This is a genomic window from Nonomuraea ferruginea (genome assembly GCF_039540635.1).
GTDB classification, from domain to species: domain Bacteria; phylum Actinomycetota; class Actinomycetes; order Streptosporangiales; family Streptosporangiaceae; genus Nonomuraea; species Nonomuraea ferruginea.
In genome coordinates this window covers 179,597-195,370 of sequence record NZ_BAABFD010000009.1, presented here as the reverse complement: position 1 = coordinate 195,370, position 15,774 = coordinate 179,597, and the positions used below count along the sequence as shown (strand labels likewise).

Annotated in this window: 12 protein-coding genes; 9 read left to right on the top strand and 3 right to left on the bottom strand. The window is 72.7% G+C overall.

The genetic code is table 11. The annotated features are described in order from the left end of the window. Nucleotides 1-88: 88 nt before the first annotated feature. The 7 genes from ABD999_RS18915 (at nt 89) to ABD999_RS18885 (ending at nt 9,585) form a co-directional block, all read left to right on the top strand. Nucleotides 89-916, top strand: coding sequence for a class I SAM-dependent methyltransferase (locus ABD999_RS18915; protein ID WP_219543579.1), 828 nt, complete (start codon nt 89-91; stop codon nt 914-916). 59 nt (nt 917-975) lie between these two features. After that, nucleotides 976-1,854 carry a lysylphosphatidylglycerol synthase domain-containing protein gene (locus tag ABD999_RS18910; protein ID WP_271276904.1) on the top strand — a complete coding sequence of 293 codons (879 nt, stop codon included), beginning with the start codon at nt 976-978 and terminating at the stop codon, nt 1,852-1,854. Nucleotides 1,855-1,947: 93 nt separating this feature from the next. After that, entirely contained in the window at nt 1,948-3,066 is a 1,119-nt protein-coding gene (locus ABD999_RS18905; RefSeq protein ID WP_271276903.1) for a glycosyltransferase family 4 protein, read from the top strand. A gap of 35 nt (nt 3,067-3,101) precedes the next feature. Continuing rightward, entirely contained in the window at nt 3,102-4,181 is a 1,080-nt protein-coding gene (manB, locus tag ABD999_RS18900; RefSeq protein WP_246639343.1) for a mannose-1-phosphate guanylyltransferase, read from the top strand. Between the two features lie 58 nt (nt 4,182-4,239). Further along, nucleotides 4,240-5,136, top strand: a complete 897-nt coding sequence (locus ABD999_RS18895) for a DNA-3-methyladenine glycosylase family protein (RefSeq protein ID WP_271276902.1) — start codon at nt 4,240-4,242, stop codon at nt 5,134-5,136. Between the two features lie 59 nt (nt 5,137-5,195). Beyond that, entirely contained in the window at nt 5,196-7,754 is a 2,559-nt protein-coding gene (locus ABD999_RS18890) for a bifunctional FO biosynthesis protein CofGH (RefSeq protein WP_271276901.1), read from the top strand. Nucleotides 7,755-7,836: 82 nt separating this feature from the next. Continuing rightward, nucleotides 7,837-9,585: a substrate-binding and VWA domain-containing protein gene (locus ABD999_RS18885; protein WP_271276900.1), complete on the top strand. Its 1,749-nt coding sequence runs from the start codon at nt 7,837-7,839 to the stop codon at nt 9,583-9,585. A gap of 45 nt (nt 9,586-9,630) precedes the next feature. On the opposite strand, the gene ABD999_RS18880 is transcribed toward ABD999_RS18885, so the two are convergent. From ABD999_RS18880 to cofD, 3 genes are all read right to left on the bottom strand, one after another. Continuing rightward, complete coding sequence (locus ABD999_RS18880) at nt 9,631-10,365, bottom strand: lytic polysaccharide monooxygenase (protein WP_271276899.1); 735 nt, start codon at nt 10,363-10,365, stop codon at nt 9,631-9,633. Nucleotides 10,366-10,490: 125 nt separating this feature from the next. Then, nucleotides 10,491-11,783, bottom strand: a complete 1,293-nt coding sequence (locus ABD999_RS18875; protein ID WP_271276898.1) for a coenzyme F420-0:L-glutamate ligase — start codon at nt 11,781-11,783, stop codon at nt 10,491-10,493. Beyond that, entirely contained in the window at nt 11,780-12,718 is a 939-nt protein-coding gene (gene cofD, locus ABD999_RS18870; protein ID WP_271276897.1) for a 2-phospho-L-lactate transferase, read from the bottom strand. Before cofD ends, ABD999_RS18875 begins: the two co-directional genes overlap by 4 nt. Before the next feature lie 159 nt (nt 12,719-12,877). Between cofD and ABD999_RS18865 the strand changes: the two genes are divergently transcribed. Continuing rightward, complete coding sequence (locus ABD999_RS18865; RefSeq protein WP_271276896.1) at nt 12,878-15,085, top strand: hypothetical protein; 2,208 nt, start codon at nt 12,878-12,880, stop codon at nt 15,083-15,085. A 318-nt stretch (nt 15,086-15,403) separates the two neighbouring features. After that, nucleotides 15,404-15,664, top strand: coding sequence for a WhiB family transcriptional regulator (locus tag ABD999_RS18860; protein WP_185088496.1), 261 nt, complete (start codon nt 15,404-15,406; stop codon nt 15,662-15,664). The last annotated feature ends 110 nt before the right edge of the window (nt 15,665-15,774 follow it).

The window sequence follows — 15,774 nt, the reverse complement described above, 5'->3', positions numbered from 1 at the left end:
CCCGCTTATTGGTGGTTCGCACTGGCGGGCACGGTACCAAAGCCGGATCGACTGATGGTCGCGGCGGGCGCGGGTACTGTTGGGCGTCGTGGGGAAGCAACGGGTCGCGCAGCTGGCCTACTCCGAGTTCCAGGCGGCGATGCTCGACGAGGAGAAGCGCCGGCGCAAGGCCGCGAAGATCATCGCGGTGCTGGAGCACTTCCACGGGCCGCTCGGCGGGCTGACCGTGGGCGACGTCGGCTGCTCGGCCGGGTTCATCGCCGACGAGCTGGCCGCGGCGGGGGCCAAGCACACGCTCGGCGTCGACATCGACGTGCCCGGGCTGCGCAGGGCGGCCGACCGGTTCGGCGAGCGGGTGGCGTTCGTCTGCGGCGACGGCACGGCGCTGCCGTTCCCCGACGGGTCGATCGACGTGCTGGTGTTCAACCACATCTACGAGCACGTGGTCGACCCCGACGCGGTGGTCGCCGAGATGCGCCGGGTGCTCTCCGACGAGGGCGTGCTCTACCTCGGGCTGGGCAACCGGCTGGGCGTCATGGAGCCGCACTACAAGCTGCCGTTCCTGTCCTACCTGCCGCCCTCGCTCGCCGACCGCTACGTGCGCGCGTCCGGGCGGGCCGACCACTACTACGAGCGGTTCCGCACCCGGCGCGGGCTGCGCAGGATGCTGCGCGCCTTCCACGTGTGGGACTACACGTTCCCCGTGCTCGCGACGCCGGAGCGGTTCGCGGGCGGCGAGCTGTTCTCCGGCGTCCCGGGCCGCGTGGCGCGCGCTCTCCTGGCCCGCACCCCCCGGGCGGCGCTCCGGCTGCTGCTTCCCCTCGTTCCCACGTACCTCTGGGTCGCGACCAAGACCCCGCGCCCGCCCGCGGGCCCCGCGCTCCCGCAGCCCCCCGAACGGGTCCGGCCGCTGTGACGGACGTCCCCCGGTCCGAGGCGTCGCCGTCCCTTCCGTCCGGCGGAGAGCCGCGTGCCGTGCCCTCCAGGCGGTGGGGGTGGCGGACGGCCGTGCGGGGCGGGTTCCTCGTCGTGGCGCTCGGGTTCGGGGCCTGGGCGGTGGCGTCGCGGTGGGAGGAGGTCGCCGCCGGGTTCCGGCAGCTGACGCCGGGCATGGTCGGAGCCTCGCTGGCCGCCGTGGTGGCGGCGCTGCTGGGCGCGATGCTGACGTGGCGGACGCTGCTGGCCGACCTGGGGTCGCGGCTTCCCGTACGGAGCGCGGCCAAGGTGTTCTTCGTGGGCCAGCTCGGCAAGTACATCCCGGGAGCCGTCTGGCCGATGCTCGCGCAGATGGAGATGGGCCGCGACCTCGGGGTGCCGCGGGCCAGGAGCGCGGCGGCGTTCTTCCTGATGATGCCGGTCCAGCTCGCCAGCGGGCTGCTGGTGGCGTTCGCCACGCTGGGCTGGGACCGGTTCGGATGGCTGCTGCTCCTGGTGCCGGCGCTGCTCGTGCTGCTGGAGCCCAAGGTGATCAACGCGGTGATCGGCTACGGGCTGCGCAGGCTGAAGCGGCCGCCGCTGGAGCGGCCGCTCACCCGTAAGGGGATGCTCGCCGCGCTCGGCTGGGCGTTCGCGGGCTGGGCCTGTTACGGGATCCACCTCTACTTCGTCGCCCCGCAGGGCGGGGTGGTCTTCGCCGTCGGGGCGTTCGCGCTGTCGTGGTGCCTGGGCATCATGACGTTCGTGGTGCCCGCAGGGGCGGGAGTCAGGGAGGTGGCCATGGTGGCTGCGCTGGCGCCGGTGATGCCGGCCGGGCCAGCCATCGCGGTCGCGCTCAGCTCCCGCGTGGTGATCGTGCTGGGTGACCTGATCTGCGCCGGTGTGGCCGGATTGTCAGCGCGGCGTTCCTCCGTGTGATTTGGCGCACGTTTTGGGGGACGCTGGTCATAAGGTGGAAGAAGAGGGGGGCCGCCGGGTCCCACGTTGATCTTGAGGGGAGAAGATCACGTAATGCCTCGAGTGCTCGTCGACGCGGCGGCGGTTCCCGCCGACCGCGGCGCACTGATCAGATATGTCGACGGCTTGGTGGCGGCGCTCGACCGGGCGGGCGCCGACCTGGCGGTGGTCTGCCAGCGGGCCGACGCCGCCCGCTACAGACGCCTCGCCCCGTCCGCGCGCGTCCTCCCCGGTCCCGTCTCGATCACGAATCGCGCGGCCAGGCTCACCTGGGAGCAGACCGGCCTGCCGCTGCTCGCCCGCCAGGCCGGGGCCGACGTGATCCACGCCCCCTACTACTCCATCCCGCTCCGCTCGGGCCTGCCGACCGTGGTGACGGTGCACGACGTCACCTGGTTCACCGAGCCCGAGCAGTACAGCCCGGCCAAGGCCTCGTTCTTCCGCTCCGCGACCCGCACCGCCGTGCGCCACGCCAACCGGGTGATCGTGCCGTCCAAGGCGACCAGGGACGAGCTCGTGCGCGTCCTCCACGCCGACCCGACCCGCATCGACGTCGCCTACCACGGGGTCGACCAGAGCCAGTTCCACCCGCCCTCCGAGGAGGAGACCCGGCGGGCGGCCAGCCGGTGCGGGCTGCACGGGCAGCCGTACGTCGCGTTCCTGGGCGCGCTGGAGCCGCGCAAGAACGTGCCCAACCTGATCCGCGGCTTCGCCACGGCGGTCAAGGACCTGGAGACGCCGCCGGCCCTGGTGCTCGGCGGCGGCGTGCACGAGGACGACGTCGACGCGGCCTGCCGCGAGGTGGAGGCCACGGTCAAGGTGGTGCGGCCGGGCTTCCTGGGCGCGCCCGACCTGGCGGGGTTCCTCGGCGGCGCGCTCGTGGTGGCGTTCCCGTCGCGGGGCGAGGGGTTCGGGCTCCCGGTGCTGGAGGCGATGGCCTGCGGCGCCCCGGTGCTCACCACCCACCGCACGTCACTGCCGGAGGTCGGCGGCGACGCCGTCGCCTACACCGAGCCCGACGCCGGCAGCATCGCCGCGGGGCTCGCCGACCTGCTGGCCTCGCCCGACAGGAGGCGGCGGCTCAGCGAGGCGGGGCTGCGGAGGGCACGCGAGTTCACCTGGGAAGCTTCGGCCGAGGCACACCTGTGCGCCTTCCAACGCGCGACGGAATAGTTCGGTAACCTCCCACAACTATGGAGAGCAGCTCTTTGCCAGACCTCGAGGCGATACTCCTGGTCGGAGGCCGTGGCACGCGCCTGCACCCGTTGACTCTCGGCACGCCGAAGCCGCTGCTGCCGACGGCGGGGGTGCCGTTCCTGGCCCACCAGCTGGCGCGCGCCCGCGCGTTCGGGGTGCGCCGGATCGTCTTCGCGACGTCTTACAAGGCGGCGATGTTCGAGCCGGTCTTCGGCGACGGGTCGGCGCTGGGGCTCTCCCTGGAGTACATGACGGAGGAGACCCCGCTCGGCACCGGCGGCGCGATCCGCAACGCGGCCCAGGCGCTCGGCTCGGGGCCGTCCGATCCGGTCCTGGTGCTCAACGGCGACATTCTGTCGGGTCACGACATCGGCGAGCAGGTGCGCCTCCACCTGGCGCGCCAGGCCGCTGTAACGCTCCATTTGACGGAGGTGGAAGATCCGGCCCGGTTCGGTTGCGTGCCCACCGACGACGAGGGGCGGGTGACGGCGTTCCTGGAGAAGACGCCCAACCCGGTGACCAACCGGATCAACGCCGGCTGTTACGTGTTCACCCGGTCGGTCATCGACGAGATCCCGCGCGACGAGGTGGTGTCGGTGGAGCGCGAGACGTTCCCCGCCCTGATCGAGTCGGGGCGGCCCGTGCTCGGTTACGCCACCCGCACCTACTGGCTGGACGTCGGCACGCCGGCCGCGTTCGTGCAGGGCTCGCGTGACCTGGTGCTCGGCCGGCTGGAGTCGCCCGCGATGCCGGGGGCCACGGGCGAGTTCCTGGCGCTGCCTGGCTCGTCGGTGTCGCCGGAGGCCAAGGTGCAGGGCGGCACGTCCGTCTGCGAAGGCGCGGTGGTCGGCGCGGGCGCCACGGTGACCGGCTCGGTGCTGTGCGAGGAGTCCGTGGTGGAGCCCGGCGCCGTCGTCACCGACTCGGTCCTGGGCCGGGGCGCGCGGGTGCGCGGCGGCGCGGTGGTGCGCGACGCGGTGATCGGCGACGGCGCGGTCGTGGGGCCGGGCAACGAGCTGCTGGCCGGGGTGCGCGTCTGGCCCGGGGTGGAGCTGCCGGAGCGCGCGATCCGCTACTCCAGCGACGAGTGACCGGCCGTACGCCTTCGTGCTGGTGCGCTGAGCTGCGGGGGCACGGCAGACTGGACGGGTGAGGGAGCGTAGCTGGGTTCCGGACGGGCCGCTGGACGTGGGCCTGGCGCTGGCGGCGCACAAGCGGGGCGGCGGTGATCCGGCCTGGCGGCAGACGCCCGACGGCGCGATCTGGCGCACCTGCCGCACTCCCGGAGGGATCGCCACGCTGCGGGTGTCGGTGGCGGGCGGGCAGGTGCGCGGGCAGGCCTGGGGGCCGGGGGCCGAGTGGATGCTCGACGGGCTGCCGGCGCTGCTCGGCGCCGACGACGACGTCTCCGGGTTCGAGGCCAGGCACGAGATCCTGCGCGAGGCGGTGCGCAGGCACGCGGGGTTGCGGATCGGCAGGACGGGGCGGGTCATGGAGGCCCTGGTGCCCGCGGTGCTGGAGCAGAAGGTCGTCGGCCAGGAGGCCTGGCGGGCGTGGCGGTGGCTGCTGGGTCGCTACGGCGAGCCCGCGCCGGGGCCGGCCCCGGAGGGCATGCGGGTGGCGCCGGAGCCGTCGGTGTGGCGCGAGATCCCGGCCTGGCACTGGCACCGGTCGGGCGCGGAGACCGTGCGCGCGAAGACGATCGCGACCGCCGCCTGGCACGCCGCCAAGCTGGAGGCGGCGGCCACCAGCGAGGAGCTGGACCGGCTGCTGCGGGCGCTGCCGGGCATCGGGGTGTGGACGTCGGCGGAGGTGCGCCAGCGGGTCTTCGGCGACCCCGACGCGATCAGCGTCGGCGACTTCCACCTCGCCAAGATCGTGGGGTACGCGCTGACGGGGGAGAAGACCGACGACCCGGGCATGCTGCGCCTGCTGGAGCCGTATCTCGGCCATCGCCACCGGGCCGGTCTGTTCATCACGCTGACCGGCCGCCGCCCGCCGGCCCGCGGCCCCCGGATGGCCGCCAGGGACTACCGGTCGTTCTGACCGCGGTTCTGCGGTACCGGGCGTCCGCTTTGCGAAGTTCCTCTGAGTAAGGTCTGCCTATGACCGTTGTCAGTGATTCGGCCCTTCGCCGCGCTCTCGCCCGCGCCCGTGACGGCAAGGCGCTCGACCTCACCGAGGCCGTCGTGCTGCTGCACGCGCGGGGTGAGCATCTCGACGCCCTGCTCGGGCACGCCTCCCGGGTACGGGACGCGGGCCTGGAGGCCGTCGGCCGTGCCGGGACCATCACCTACAGCCGTAAGGTGTTCATCCCCCTGACCAGGTTGTGCCGGGATCGCTGCGGCTACTGCACGTTCGCCACCGCCCCGCACAAGCTGCCGTCGCCGTTCCTGTCCCCCGACGAGGTGCTGGAGATCGCCCGGCAGGGCGCCGCGCTGGGTTGCAAGGAGGCGCTGTTCACGCTGGGCGACCGGCCGGAGGACCGCTGGCACCAGGCCCGCGAGTGGCTCGACGCGCACGGCTACGACGACACGCTCTCGTACGTGCGCGCGATGGCGATCAGGGTGCTGGAGGAGACCGGGCTGCTGCCGCACCTCAACCCGGGCGTGCTGAGCTGGCGTGACCTGCAGCGGCTCAAGCCAGTGTCCCCGTCCATGGGCATGATGCTGGAGACCACGTCGCGGCGCCTGTTCGAGGAGAAGGGGCAGCCCCACTACGGGTCGCCGGACAAGGACCCGGCGGTGCGGCTGCGGGTGCTGGAGGACGCGGGGCGCAGCAACGTGCCGTTCACCACCGGCATCCTCATCGGCATCGGGGAGACGATCGAGGACCGGGCCGAGTCGATCTTCGCGATCCGCCGGGTGGCCCGCGAGTACGGCGGCGTCCAGGAGGTCATCGTGCAGAACTTCCGCGCCAAGCCGGACACGGCGATGCGCGGGCTGCCGGACGCCGACCTGGAGGAGCTGGCCGCCACCATCGCCGTGACCCGGCTCGTCCTCGGGCCGAAGGCACGCGTCCAGGCGCCGCCGAACCTGGTCGACGCCGAGTACGCGCTCATGATCCGGGCCGGGATCGACGACTGGGGCGGCGTGTCGCCGCTGACCCCGGACCACGTGAACCCGGAGCGGCCGTGGCCGCAGATCGACGAGCTGGCGACGCGTACCGCCGAGTCGGGGTTCCGGCTCAGGGAGAGGCTGACGATCTATCCCGAGTACGTCCGGGCGGGCGAGCCGTGGCTGGACCCGCGGCTGGCGGCGCACGTGGCCGCGCTGGCGGAGCCGGAGACCGGGCTGGCCAGGGAGGGCGCGATCCCGGAGGGACTGCCCTGGCAGGAGCCCGACGGCGGGTTCGCCCCAGGCGGGCGGGTGGACCTGCACGTCGAGGTCGACACCACGGGCCGCACCCACGACCGGCGGGACGACTTCGACCACGTGTACGGCGACTGGGAGGCCCTGCGCGACCGCCTCCCCACCGCGACCGGCGGCGGCGGGACGCCCGCCGAGATCAGGAAGGCGCTGGGCAGGGCCGCGAGCGACCCCGCCGGGCTCACCGACGACGAGGCCGTGGCGCTGCTGTCGGCCGACGGCGAGGCGCTGGACGAGCTGGCCGGGATCGCCGACGCGCTGCGCAGGGAGGCGGCCGGCGACGACGTGACGTACGTGGTCAACAGGAACATCAACTTCACCAACGTCTGCTACACCGGCTGCCGCTTCTGCGCCTTCGCCCAGCGCAGGACGGACGCCGACGCGTACACGCTCAGCCTGGAGCAGGTGGCCGACCGGGCGGAGGAGGGCTGGCAGGCGGGCGCCACCGAGGTGTGCATGCAGGGCGGCATCCACCCCGACCTGCCCGGCACCGCGTACTTCGACATCGCCAGGGCGGTCAAGGCGCGCACACCGGACATGCACGTGCACGCCTTCTCTCCGATGGAAGTGATCAACGGCGCCAGCCGGGCGAACCTGTCCGTCGAGGAGTGGCTGCACGGCGCCCGCGAGGCCGGGGTCGACTCGCTGCCCGGGACCGCCGCCGAGATCCTCGACGACGACGTGCGCTGGGTGCTCACCAAGGGCAAGCTGCCCGCCGCCGAGTGGATCGACGTCGTCACGACGGCCCACCGGGTCGGCATCCCGACCACCGCCACGATGATGTACGGGCACGTGGACAACCACCTGCACTGGGTGCGGCACATCAAGCTGATCAGGCGGCTGCAGGAGGAGACCGGCGGCTTCTCCGAGTTCGTGCTGCTGCCGTTCGTGCACACCAGCGCGCCCATCTATCTGGCGGGCGTGGCCAGGCCCGGCCCCACCGCGCAGGAGAACCGCGCCGTGCACGCGCTGGCCAGGATCCTGCTGCACGGCGCGATCCGCAACATCCAGTGCTCCTGGGTCAAGCTCAGGGACGACCTGTGCCGCCAGGTGCTCCAGGGCGGCGTGAACGACCTGGGCGGCACCCTCATGGAGGAGACCATCAGCCGGATGGCCGGGTCGGAGAACGGCTCGTACAAGACCATCAGCGAGCTGCGGGCCATGGTGGAGGTGACCGGGCGGCCGGTCCGCCAGCGCACCACCGAGTACGGCGTGCCCAGCGCGGAGCGGCTGGCCGCCGCCGCGGCCAGCGACGGCGTGTGCCAGAGCGTGCGCAGGGTGCTGCCCCTGGCGTAGATATAACCAGTTCTAGTTAGACTGGCGTCCGCTCTGGGAGGCACTGGGAGCATCGGCACCCCCTTCGGAGAGAGGTTTCACCGTGCGTTTGGGCCGACACCGCGCCGCGCTGTCCCCCCAGCAGAGGCGGAGCCGGGCGCTGTGGCGCGGCGTGCTGGCGGGCACGACCGTGGTGGCCGTGCTCGCGGCGGCGATCGTCCTGGTGTTCGGCGGCGGCGCGGCCGTGTGCGCCACGCGAGAGCCTGTTCTGGTCGACGTGGCGGCCGCGGTGGACGTGGCCCCCGCCGTCATGGAGGCGGCCGGGCGGTTCAACGAGACCAGCACCACGGCCGGCGGCCGGTGCGTGCTCGTCCAGGTGACCGAGCAGCCTCCGGCCACGGTCTTACGCACGCTCATCGGCGACAAGGTGGGCGTGCTGCGCGAGCGGCCGGACGGGTGGGTGGCCGACTCGTCCGCCTGGATCCGGCTCGCCCGCGACCAGGGGGCCGGCGCGCTGCCGGGCGGCGAGACCGTGGTGGCCACCTCGCCGCTGGTGTTCGCCACCCGTTCGTCGCTCGCCGAGCGGTTCGCCATCGGCAAGACGGAGATGAACTGGCGGATGGTGTTCCCGGCCACCGCCCGGGGCCGGCTCGCGCCCACGGAGAACGAGCCCGACGTCGTCCGCGTGCCCGACCCGTCGCTGGCGGGCGCCGGCATCGCCACCGTCGCCGCCGCCCGCGACGTGGTCGGTACGGGCCCGGAGGCGGACAAGGCGCTGACCGCTTTCGTCCGGTGGGCGCAGGCCGGTTCGGCGCCCGACTACCGGAGCATGCTGACCGCCGTGGACGACCGCACGTTCTGGCAGCGGCCGGTCGTGATCGTGCCCGAGCAGTCGGTGTGGCACCACAACCGCGCCCCGTCGGACGACCCGGTGGTCGCGCTGCACCCGCGCGAGGGCACGATCACGCTCGACTACCCGTACGTGGTGACCGCCACCGACCCGGCCGTGGCCGAGGCGTCCAAGGCGTTCGCCGGTTGGCTGGCGGACGCCGAGGCGCAGGAGATCGTGCGCCGGGCGGGGTTCAGGTCGGGGGACGGCGCGCACGGGCCGATCTCGCCGGGCCCGGAGATCCCGCAGGCGACGCCGAAGGTGCGCCCGTCGGTGTCGCCCGAGGACATCGACGAGGCGCTGCGGGCGTGGAGCAGGCTCGCCCCGCCGACGAACATCCTCGTGCTGACCGACACCTCCAGGCACATGGCGGAGAAGCTGAAGGGCACAACCAAGGCCGAGGTCGCGCTGGAGGCGGCCAGGATCGGGCTCCAGCTCTTCCCCGAGTCCACGCACATGGGGCTGTGGGAGTTCGCGCACCGGGCCGGCGGCCTGCACGGCTACCGCGAGCGGGTCGGCCTGGGGCCGATCAACGAGCCGGAGTCCGGCCAGCTCGTCCGGCGCGGCGAGCTGAACCGGCTGACCACCACCATGAAGGCCGACCCCGACCGCGACAGCTCGCTCTACGACGCGATACTCGGCGGCTTCCGCGAGGTCGGCGGCGAGTACCGCGAGGAGATGAACAACACGCTCCTGGTGATCACCGCCGGGAAGGACGACGGCCGCGGCGTCAAGCGGCAGGCCCTGCTGGATCGGCTGCGCGGGGAGTGGAAGCCGGACCGGCCGGTGCAGATCATCGTCATCGCCTTCGGCGACGACGTGGACCGCGACGGCCTGACGGCCATCACCGCCGCCACCAACGGCTCGCTGCACGTGGCCCAGCAGCCCGGCGAGATCATCGACGTCTTCCTCGCCGCCCTGGCCCGCCGCCTCTGCCACCCCACCTGCAAGCCGGGGGCGTGAAGAAGGGGGCGCCGTGCGGGGCGCCCCCTTCGGCTCACGGGATCGTCAGACGCGCTGCCAGAGTGCGGGCACGTTCGGCGGCTCCCAGCCGGTGAGGGCGGTGTGCGCCTGGATGCAGCGGTAGGTGGCGCCGCCGTAGGTCACGGTGGAGCCGACCGCGTACGCGGTGCCGGCCTTCCAGGTGCCGCCCGGGTTCGAGGTGGGCGTCGGGGTCGGGGTCGGAGTGGTGGGCGTGGGGGTGGGTGTCGGAGTCGGGGTGGGGTTGCCGCCGCCGCCGATCTGCAGGTCGATGCAGGCGTAGAAGGCCATGGGGGTGTCGGCGATGTTCCAGATGGCCAGCACCTTCTGCTTGCCGCTGTAGCCCGACAGGTTCACGGTGTGGCTGACCTGGGCGGCGGGCTGCCGGCCGCCGTCGTTGAACACGGCGACGCGGTTGGCGCCGATGTAGTACTCCCAGGTGCTGGTGGCGTGGCGGGCGGTCAGCGTCCAGTTGAAGTTGACCGTGGTGCCGACCGAGGTGACGGGCCAGTTCTTGCTCTCGTCGCTGAGCTGGGCGAAGCGGGCGACGCCGCCGTGGCAGTTGCGCTGGCCCTTCTGGCCTTCCACGCTCTGCGGCTCGTAGATGATGTCGCCGCAGCCGGAGACCCGGCCCTGCGCGCAGTGGGCCTGCCGGCTGGGCGGCGCGTTCACGTACCCGTGGGCCAGGGCGGGGGCGGCGGAGACGACCGTGGTGGCGGAGGCGAGCGCCGCCACCGACAGTACTGTGAGCATCCTTCGCATCGAGTGGCTCCTTTACCTTGGGGGGTGCGCCCAATGTAAAGGAAAGTTTCCTAACAGTGAACCGATTCGTGACTATTCATGAGAAAGCCAGTCAGTGAGAGATACGTGACCCCTGCCGCGCCGGATCAACGCGTCACCGTGAAGTCCGCGGCGTCGCGCGGCGCCCGGTCGCGCGGGGGAGCGGCGGCGTGGCCCACCGCGACGCATCCCATCGGGTCCCACGCCTCCGGCAGGTCGAGCACCTCACGCACCACCGGGCGGCAGAACATGGTCGACGACACCCACGCCGAGCCCAGCCCCTCGACGGCGAGCTGGACCAGGAAGTTCTGCACCCCGGCGCCCGTCGCCACCACGAACATCTCCCGCTCCGCCGCGTTGCGCCGCTCGTCGCGGTACGTGTGCGAGCCCTCCATCACCAGGCACGGGACCACCAGGTAGGGCGCGTCGCGCAGCACGTCGCCGCGCCTGATCCGCTTGGCGATCGACTCCTCGGTGAACCCGTCGCCGCGCAGGTCGGCGATCCACGCCTCCCGCATGGCGTCGAGCAGCCGCACCCGGGTCTCCGCCGACTCCACCAGCACGAACCGCCACGGCGTCGTGTGGTGCGGCGCGGGGGCGGCGATGCCCGCCGCCACGGCCCGCCGCACCGCCTGCGGATCCACCGGCCGGTCGGCGAACGCCCTGATCGTCCGGCGGGCGAAGACCACGTCGCGTGACCCGTACCGGAACATGTCCTCGTCGGCGGGCCGCACCAGCGGCCGGACCCCTGGGCCGTCGTCCTCGGTCACCAGGTGCGACAGCCCGCGCACGATTGCCACGGGGACGCCGTCGAGCTTGCCCTTGACCAGCTCGGCCGCGGCGGCGATCTCGTCGGCCAGGGCCGTCACGGTGGCGCTGAGCGGGTTGCCGTGGGTGTCGGCGCCGCCGCGGAAGTCGGCCAGCGGGAGCATCCCTGCCACGCCGATGGCCACGTCGGTCAGCCCGTTCCGCCACGGCCGGCCGAACGTGTCGGAGACGATCACTCCGACGCGGCGGCCCAGACCGGCCCTGATCCGGCGCGCCGAGGCGTCGGGGTCCTCGGGGAGCAGCAGGACGGTGCCGGCGGCGGTGTTGGACGCGTCGACCCCGGCGGCGGCCATGACGAAGCCGTGGCGGGTCTGCGAGATCACCGTGTCGCCGCGCCTGGCGACCACCCGGACGGTCTCGTCCTCGATGGCCTTGGCCCGGTCGGGGGCCTCGCGGACGCGGCCCTCCGCCTTGCTCACGATCTTGGACGTGACCACGACGATGTCGCCGTCACGCACGTCCGCGTCCGCCAGCAGGGCGGCCAGGTCGTCTCCGGGGCGCACCTCGCCGAGGCCGGGCACGCCGAACACCTCCAGCCGCTCGGCCGCGGAGAGGGTGGGGTCAGCGGTCATCGGGAGAGCTCCTGCGCGAGGTCGAGGGCGGCGCGGGCGATGGCGGCCGCCGCGTCCTGGTCGGTCATGAGAAGGGGACGGGCCGCCACCCGGACGCCTTCCAGCTCCACCCCGGAGTCCTCGGGTGCCACCAGCCAGCCGTCGACCAGCTCGGCGCCGTACAGCTCCAGCACCGCCTGGGCGCTGGTCTCCACCCCGATCGCCGTCAGGCAGGCGTCGGCCATGCCGCGCACCGGGGCGCCGCCGATGATGGGCGAGACGCCCACCACGGTCTTCGCCAGCAGCGCCTCGCGGATGCCCGGGACCTGGAGGATCGTCCCGATGCTGACCACCGGGTTGGACGGCGGCAGGATCACCAGGTCGGCCTCGGCGATGGCCTCCAGCACGCCCGGCGCGGGCTTGGCGGCGTCGACGCCGACCAGCGCGAACGACTCCGCCGGGACCGAGGCGCGCAGCCGGACCCACCACTCCTGGAAGTGGACGGCGCGCCTGCCCCGCTCGTCGGAGATGACCACGTGCGTCTCGCACCGGTCGTCGGTCATCGGCAGCAGCCGCACCCCCGGCTGCCAGCGGGTGCAGAGGGCCTGGGTGATCTGGGAAAGCGGGAAGCCGGCCTCCAGCATCTGGGAGCGCACGATGTGGGTGGCGAAGTCGCGGTCGCCCAGCCCGAACCACTGCGGTTCGACCCCGTACGCGGCCAGCTCCTCCTTGACCACGTGGGTCTCGTCCAGGCGGCCCCAGCCCTGTTCCTCGTTGATGCCGCCGCCCAGGGTGTACATGACGGTGTCGAGATCGGGGCAGACCCGCAGGCCGAACAGGGTGATGTCGTCACCGGTGTTGCCGATCACGGTGATCTGGTCGTCCGGGGCGGTGGCGCGCAGCCCGCGCAGGAAACGGGCGCCGCCGATGCCGCCGGCGAGGGACACGATGTGCATGCGGTCAGTCTTGCATCGTGCCCTTTTGTCCCTTCCCCTGAGCCGGGGCAAGCGGGAGGAAGGGCGCGCATTGAGACCAACGCGCGACCTGTGATCGAAGCGGTCTTTGCCACGATATGGCAAACTCCCTTCGGGCTAAAGGGTCTGATGGGGGTAGTTGTGAACAAGCTTGACGTCGCCCGGTTGAGAGAGCCGGCCGCCTGGATCATGCTGGCCGCCGGCGGTCTGGACATCCTGGTCACGCTCGGCCGGATCTTCATCGGCTCGTCCGACAGCTTCACGATCACCGAGCGCGCCGCCACGTACTTCGGGGGCCTGACCAGCCCCGTGGTGACCGCGCTGCTGCTCGGCGCGGTGCTGCTGCTCACCAAGGTCGGCCCGCCCTCGCCCAAGGCCAAGATCGCGGCGTACGGCGCCGCGGCGTTCCTGGGGCTGGCCACCCTGTTCGGCGCGCTGTCGCTGCTGCTGGGGCTGTTCGCGGACCGGGGCGCGCGCTCCACCGTGGAGTTCGTGCTCGGCGGCGCGCCCCATCTCGCGCTGACCGTCATCGCGCTGGTCTACCTGCTGCCCCAGGTCCTGCCCGAGCGCAAGCCCACCGGCTACCCGCAGGGCTTCCCGCCGGGGTACGGCCCGCAGGGCTTCGGCCAGCAGGGGTACGGGCAGCAGCCCGACTTCGGCCAGCAGCAGGGGTACGGCCAGCAGCCTCCGTCCCAGGGCCAGCCGATGCCGGGCTACGGCCAGCAGCCGCCTTCGCAGGGCCAGCCGATGCCGGGGTTCGCCCAGCAGCCGCCGCCCCAGGAGTACGCCCCCCAGCCGCCGCCCCAGGAATACGCTCCCCAGCCTCCGTCGCAGGAGTACGCCCAGCAGCCTCCGTCCCAGGGCGTTCCCGGATTCGCGCAGCAGGGGCAGGAGGCCTACCAGCCGCAGCCCCCGTCCCAGCAGCCGAGGGCCGCGCTCCCGGCCGCCCCCGCGGACCGCGACCAGAACCACGAGCCGGCCTTCCCCCAACAGGCCCCGGCCCAGGACCAGTACGCCGCGCCCGTCCAGGACCAGTACGCTCCGCCCGCTCAGGACGCCTACGTCCCGCCTGTCCAGGATCAGTACGCTCCGCCCGCTCAGGACGCCTACGTCCCGCCCGTCCAGGACCAGTACGCTCCGCCCGCTCAGGACGCCTACGCCCCACCCGTCCAGGACCAGTACGCTCCGCCCGCCCAGGACGCCTACGCCCCCTCCGTCCAGGACCAGTACGCCGCGCCCGCCCAGGGCGCGTACGCGACTCCGCCCGCGCAGGAGTTCGCCCCGCCCGCGCAGGACCAGTACGCCCCGCCCCCTCAGGGCGCGTACGCGACTCCGCCCGTCCAGGACCAGTACGCGCCGCCCGCGCAGGCGCCGGACCAGTTCGCGCCGCAGGCCCAGGACCCGTACGCGGCGCCGCCCGCGCAGTCGCAGGAGCAGTACGTGCCGCCCGGCCAGGGACAGGACCCGTACGCCACGCCCGCCCACGCCCAGGACCCCTACGCCCCCCAGGCCCAGCAGGCCGCGTACACCTCCGGTGAGACCTCGCCGGACGCCGGGTTCAAGTCCCAGGAGTACCAGCCCGCCCCGTACGTGCCCGCCGACAGCCAGCCCAACGCGTACCCCCCGCCCAACCCGTACGCCCCGGCCGAGAGCCAGCCCGACGTCTACGCCCAGCCGAACCCGTACGCCCCCGCCGACAGCCAGCCCAACGCGTACGCCCCGTACACGCCGCAGGCGGACAGCCAGCCCTCGGCGGGCCAGTCCGGCGGGTTCGGCCAGCCCTACTCCTCGGGCGAGACCGCGCCGAGCGTCCCCTACCCCCAGGCCGACCAGGCCCAGCAGCCCTACTACGACCAGCCGCCGGCGTTCGACCAGCAGTCCCCGCAGCAGGGCGGCCAGCCGTTCACGGGGTACTCCGGCCACGAGTTCGGGTCCCCCCAGGAGCCCGACCCGCCCGTGGACCCGCGCTCGCAGCAGCTGCTCGACGCCTACCAGCAGGCGGAGACGTACCAGTCAGGCATCATCGGCACCCAGCCCGACCTGCGCGTGCCGGACTACACCAGCCAGCCGAACCCGTACGACGACCCGTTCGGCCACCCGCAGCAGCCGCCCCAGCAGCAGGCCCACCAGCCCCAGCCCCAGCACCAGGCGCCGCAGCAGGGCCAGCACCAGCCCGGCCAGCCGAACCCGTACGAGCCGCAGGCCTACCAGCCGACCCACCAGGCGCCCGCGGGCTGGAGCGGCGGCCAGCCGGCGGACTCGACGGTCAGGCTCGACCCGAACTCCTACCGCGGGGACGACCCGATCGACCCGACGGCGATATACACCCCCAACGAGCCCCGCAGGTAAGGGACCCGCAAAGGACTGCTAGAGAAGAGGTGGCTGAAGGGCGGAGCTCTATCCCGCCCTGATACGGTTCCGACCGCTGACAGCGTTGAACACGCCCGTCCACGCCGCATCAGAACGGCGCAATTCGGGCGCGAACCACACACGCGAGCTGGACCGGGGCGAGACCAGGTCTTTCCCCGGATACCGGCATGCCGCTTGACGTCACGTACAGCACACGCGTGTAATTACAACCATGTTGTTACGCCTTCCAGTGGGTGGGTAATAAGGAAGGCGTTCCATGGGGGGCTCCATTGCGGGCGGGCGGCAGGGAGGTGTGCAGTGACCGACTTGGTCATCGCACAAGATCAGCTTGACGCTGAAGAACTGGGCTGGCAGGAGCGCGCGCTCTGCGCGCAGACTGATCCGGAGGCGTTCTTCCCGGAAAAGGGCGGCTCCACCAGAGAAGCCAAGAAGGTGTGCCGATCGTGCGAGGTTCGTGCCGAGTGCTTGGAATACGCACTTGAGCACGACGAGCGCTTCGGCATCTGGGGTGGGTTGTCCGAGCGGGAGCGCAGAAGGATCAAGCGCGAGGCCGTTTAGCGATATGTGGACGGAGGGGTCACACGGGAGTTCCCGTGTGACCCCTTTTTCATGTGGATGACCCGGTTCGGCCTGTAGGGTAAGCGCCGCCGATCATCCGCCCCTTGGAG

Excerpts from the sequence above, each read along its gene's own strand:
- cofD (WP_271276897.1), bottom strand. The coding sequence starts at position 12,718 with ATGCACATCGTGTCCCTCGCCGGCGGCATCGGCGGCGCCCGTTTCCTG.
- ABD999_RS18905 (WP_271276903.1), top strand. The coding sequence starts at position 1,948 with ATGCCTCGAGTGCTCGTCGACGCGGCGGCGGTTCCCGCCGACCGCGGC.
- ABD999_RS18875 (WP_271276898.1), bottom strand. The coding sequence starts at position 11,783 with ATGACCGCTGACCCCACCCTCTCCGCGGCCGAGCGGCTGGAGGTGTTC.
- ABD999_RS18880 (WP_271276899.1), bottom strand. The coding sequence starts at position 10,365 with ATGCGAAGGATGCTCACAGTACTGTCGGTGGCGGCGCTCGCCTCCGCC.
- ABD999_RS18890 (WP_271276901.1), top strand. The coding sequence starts at position 5,196 with ATGACCGTTGTCAGTGATTCGGCCCTTCGCCGCGCTCTCGCCCGCGCC.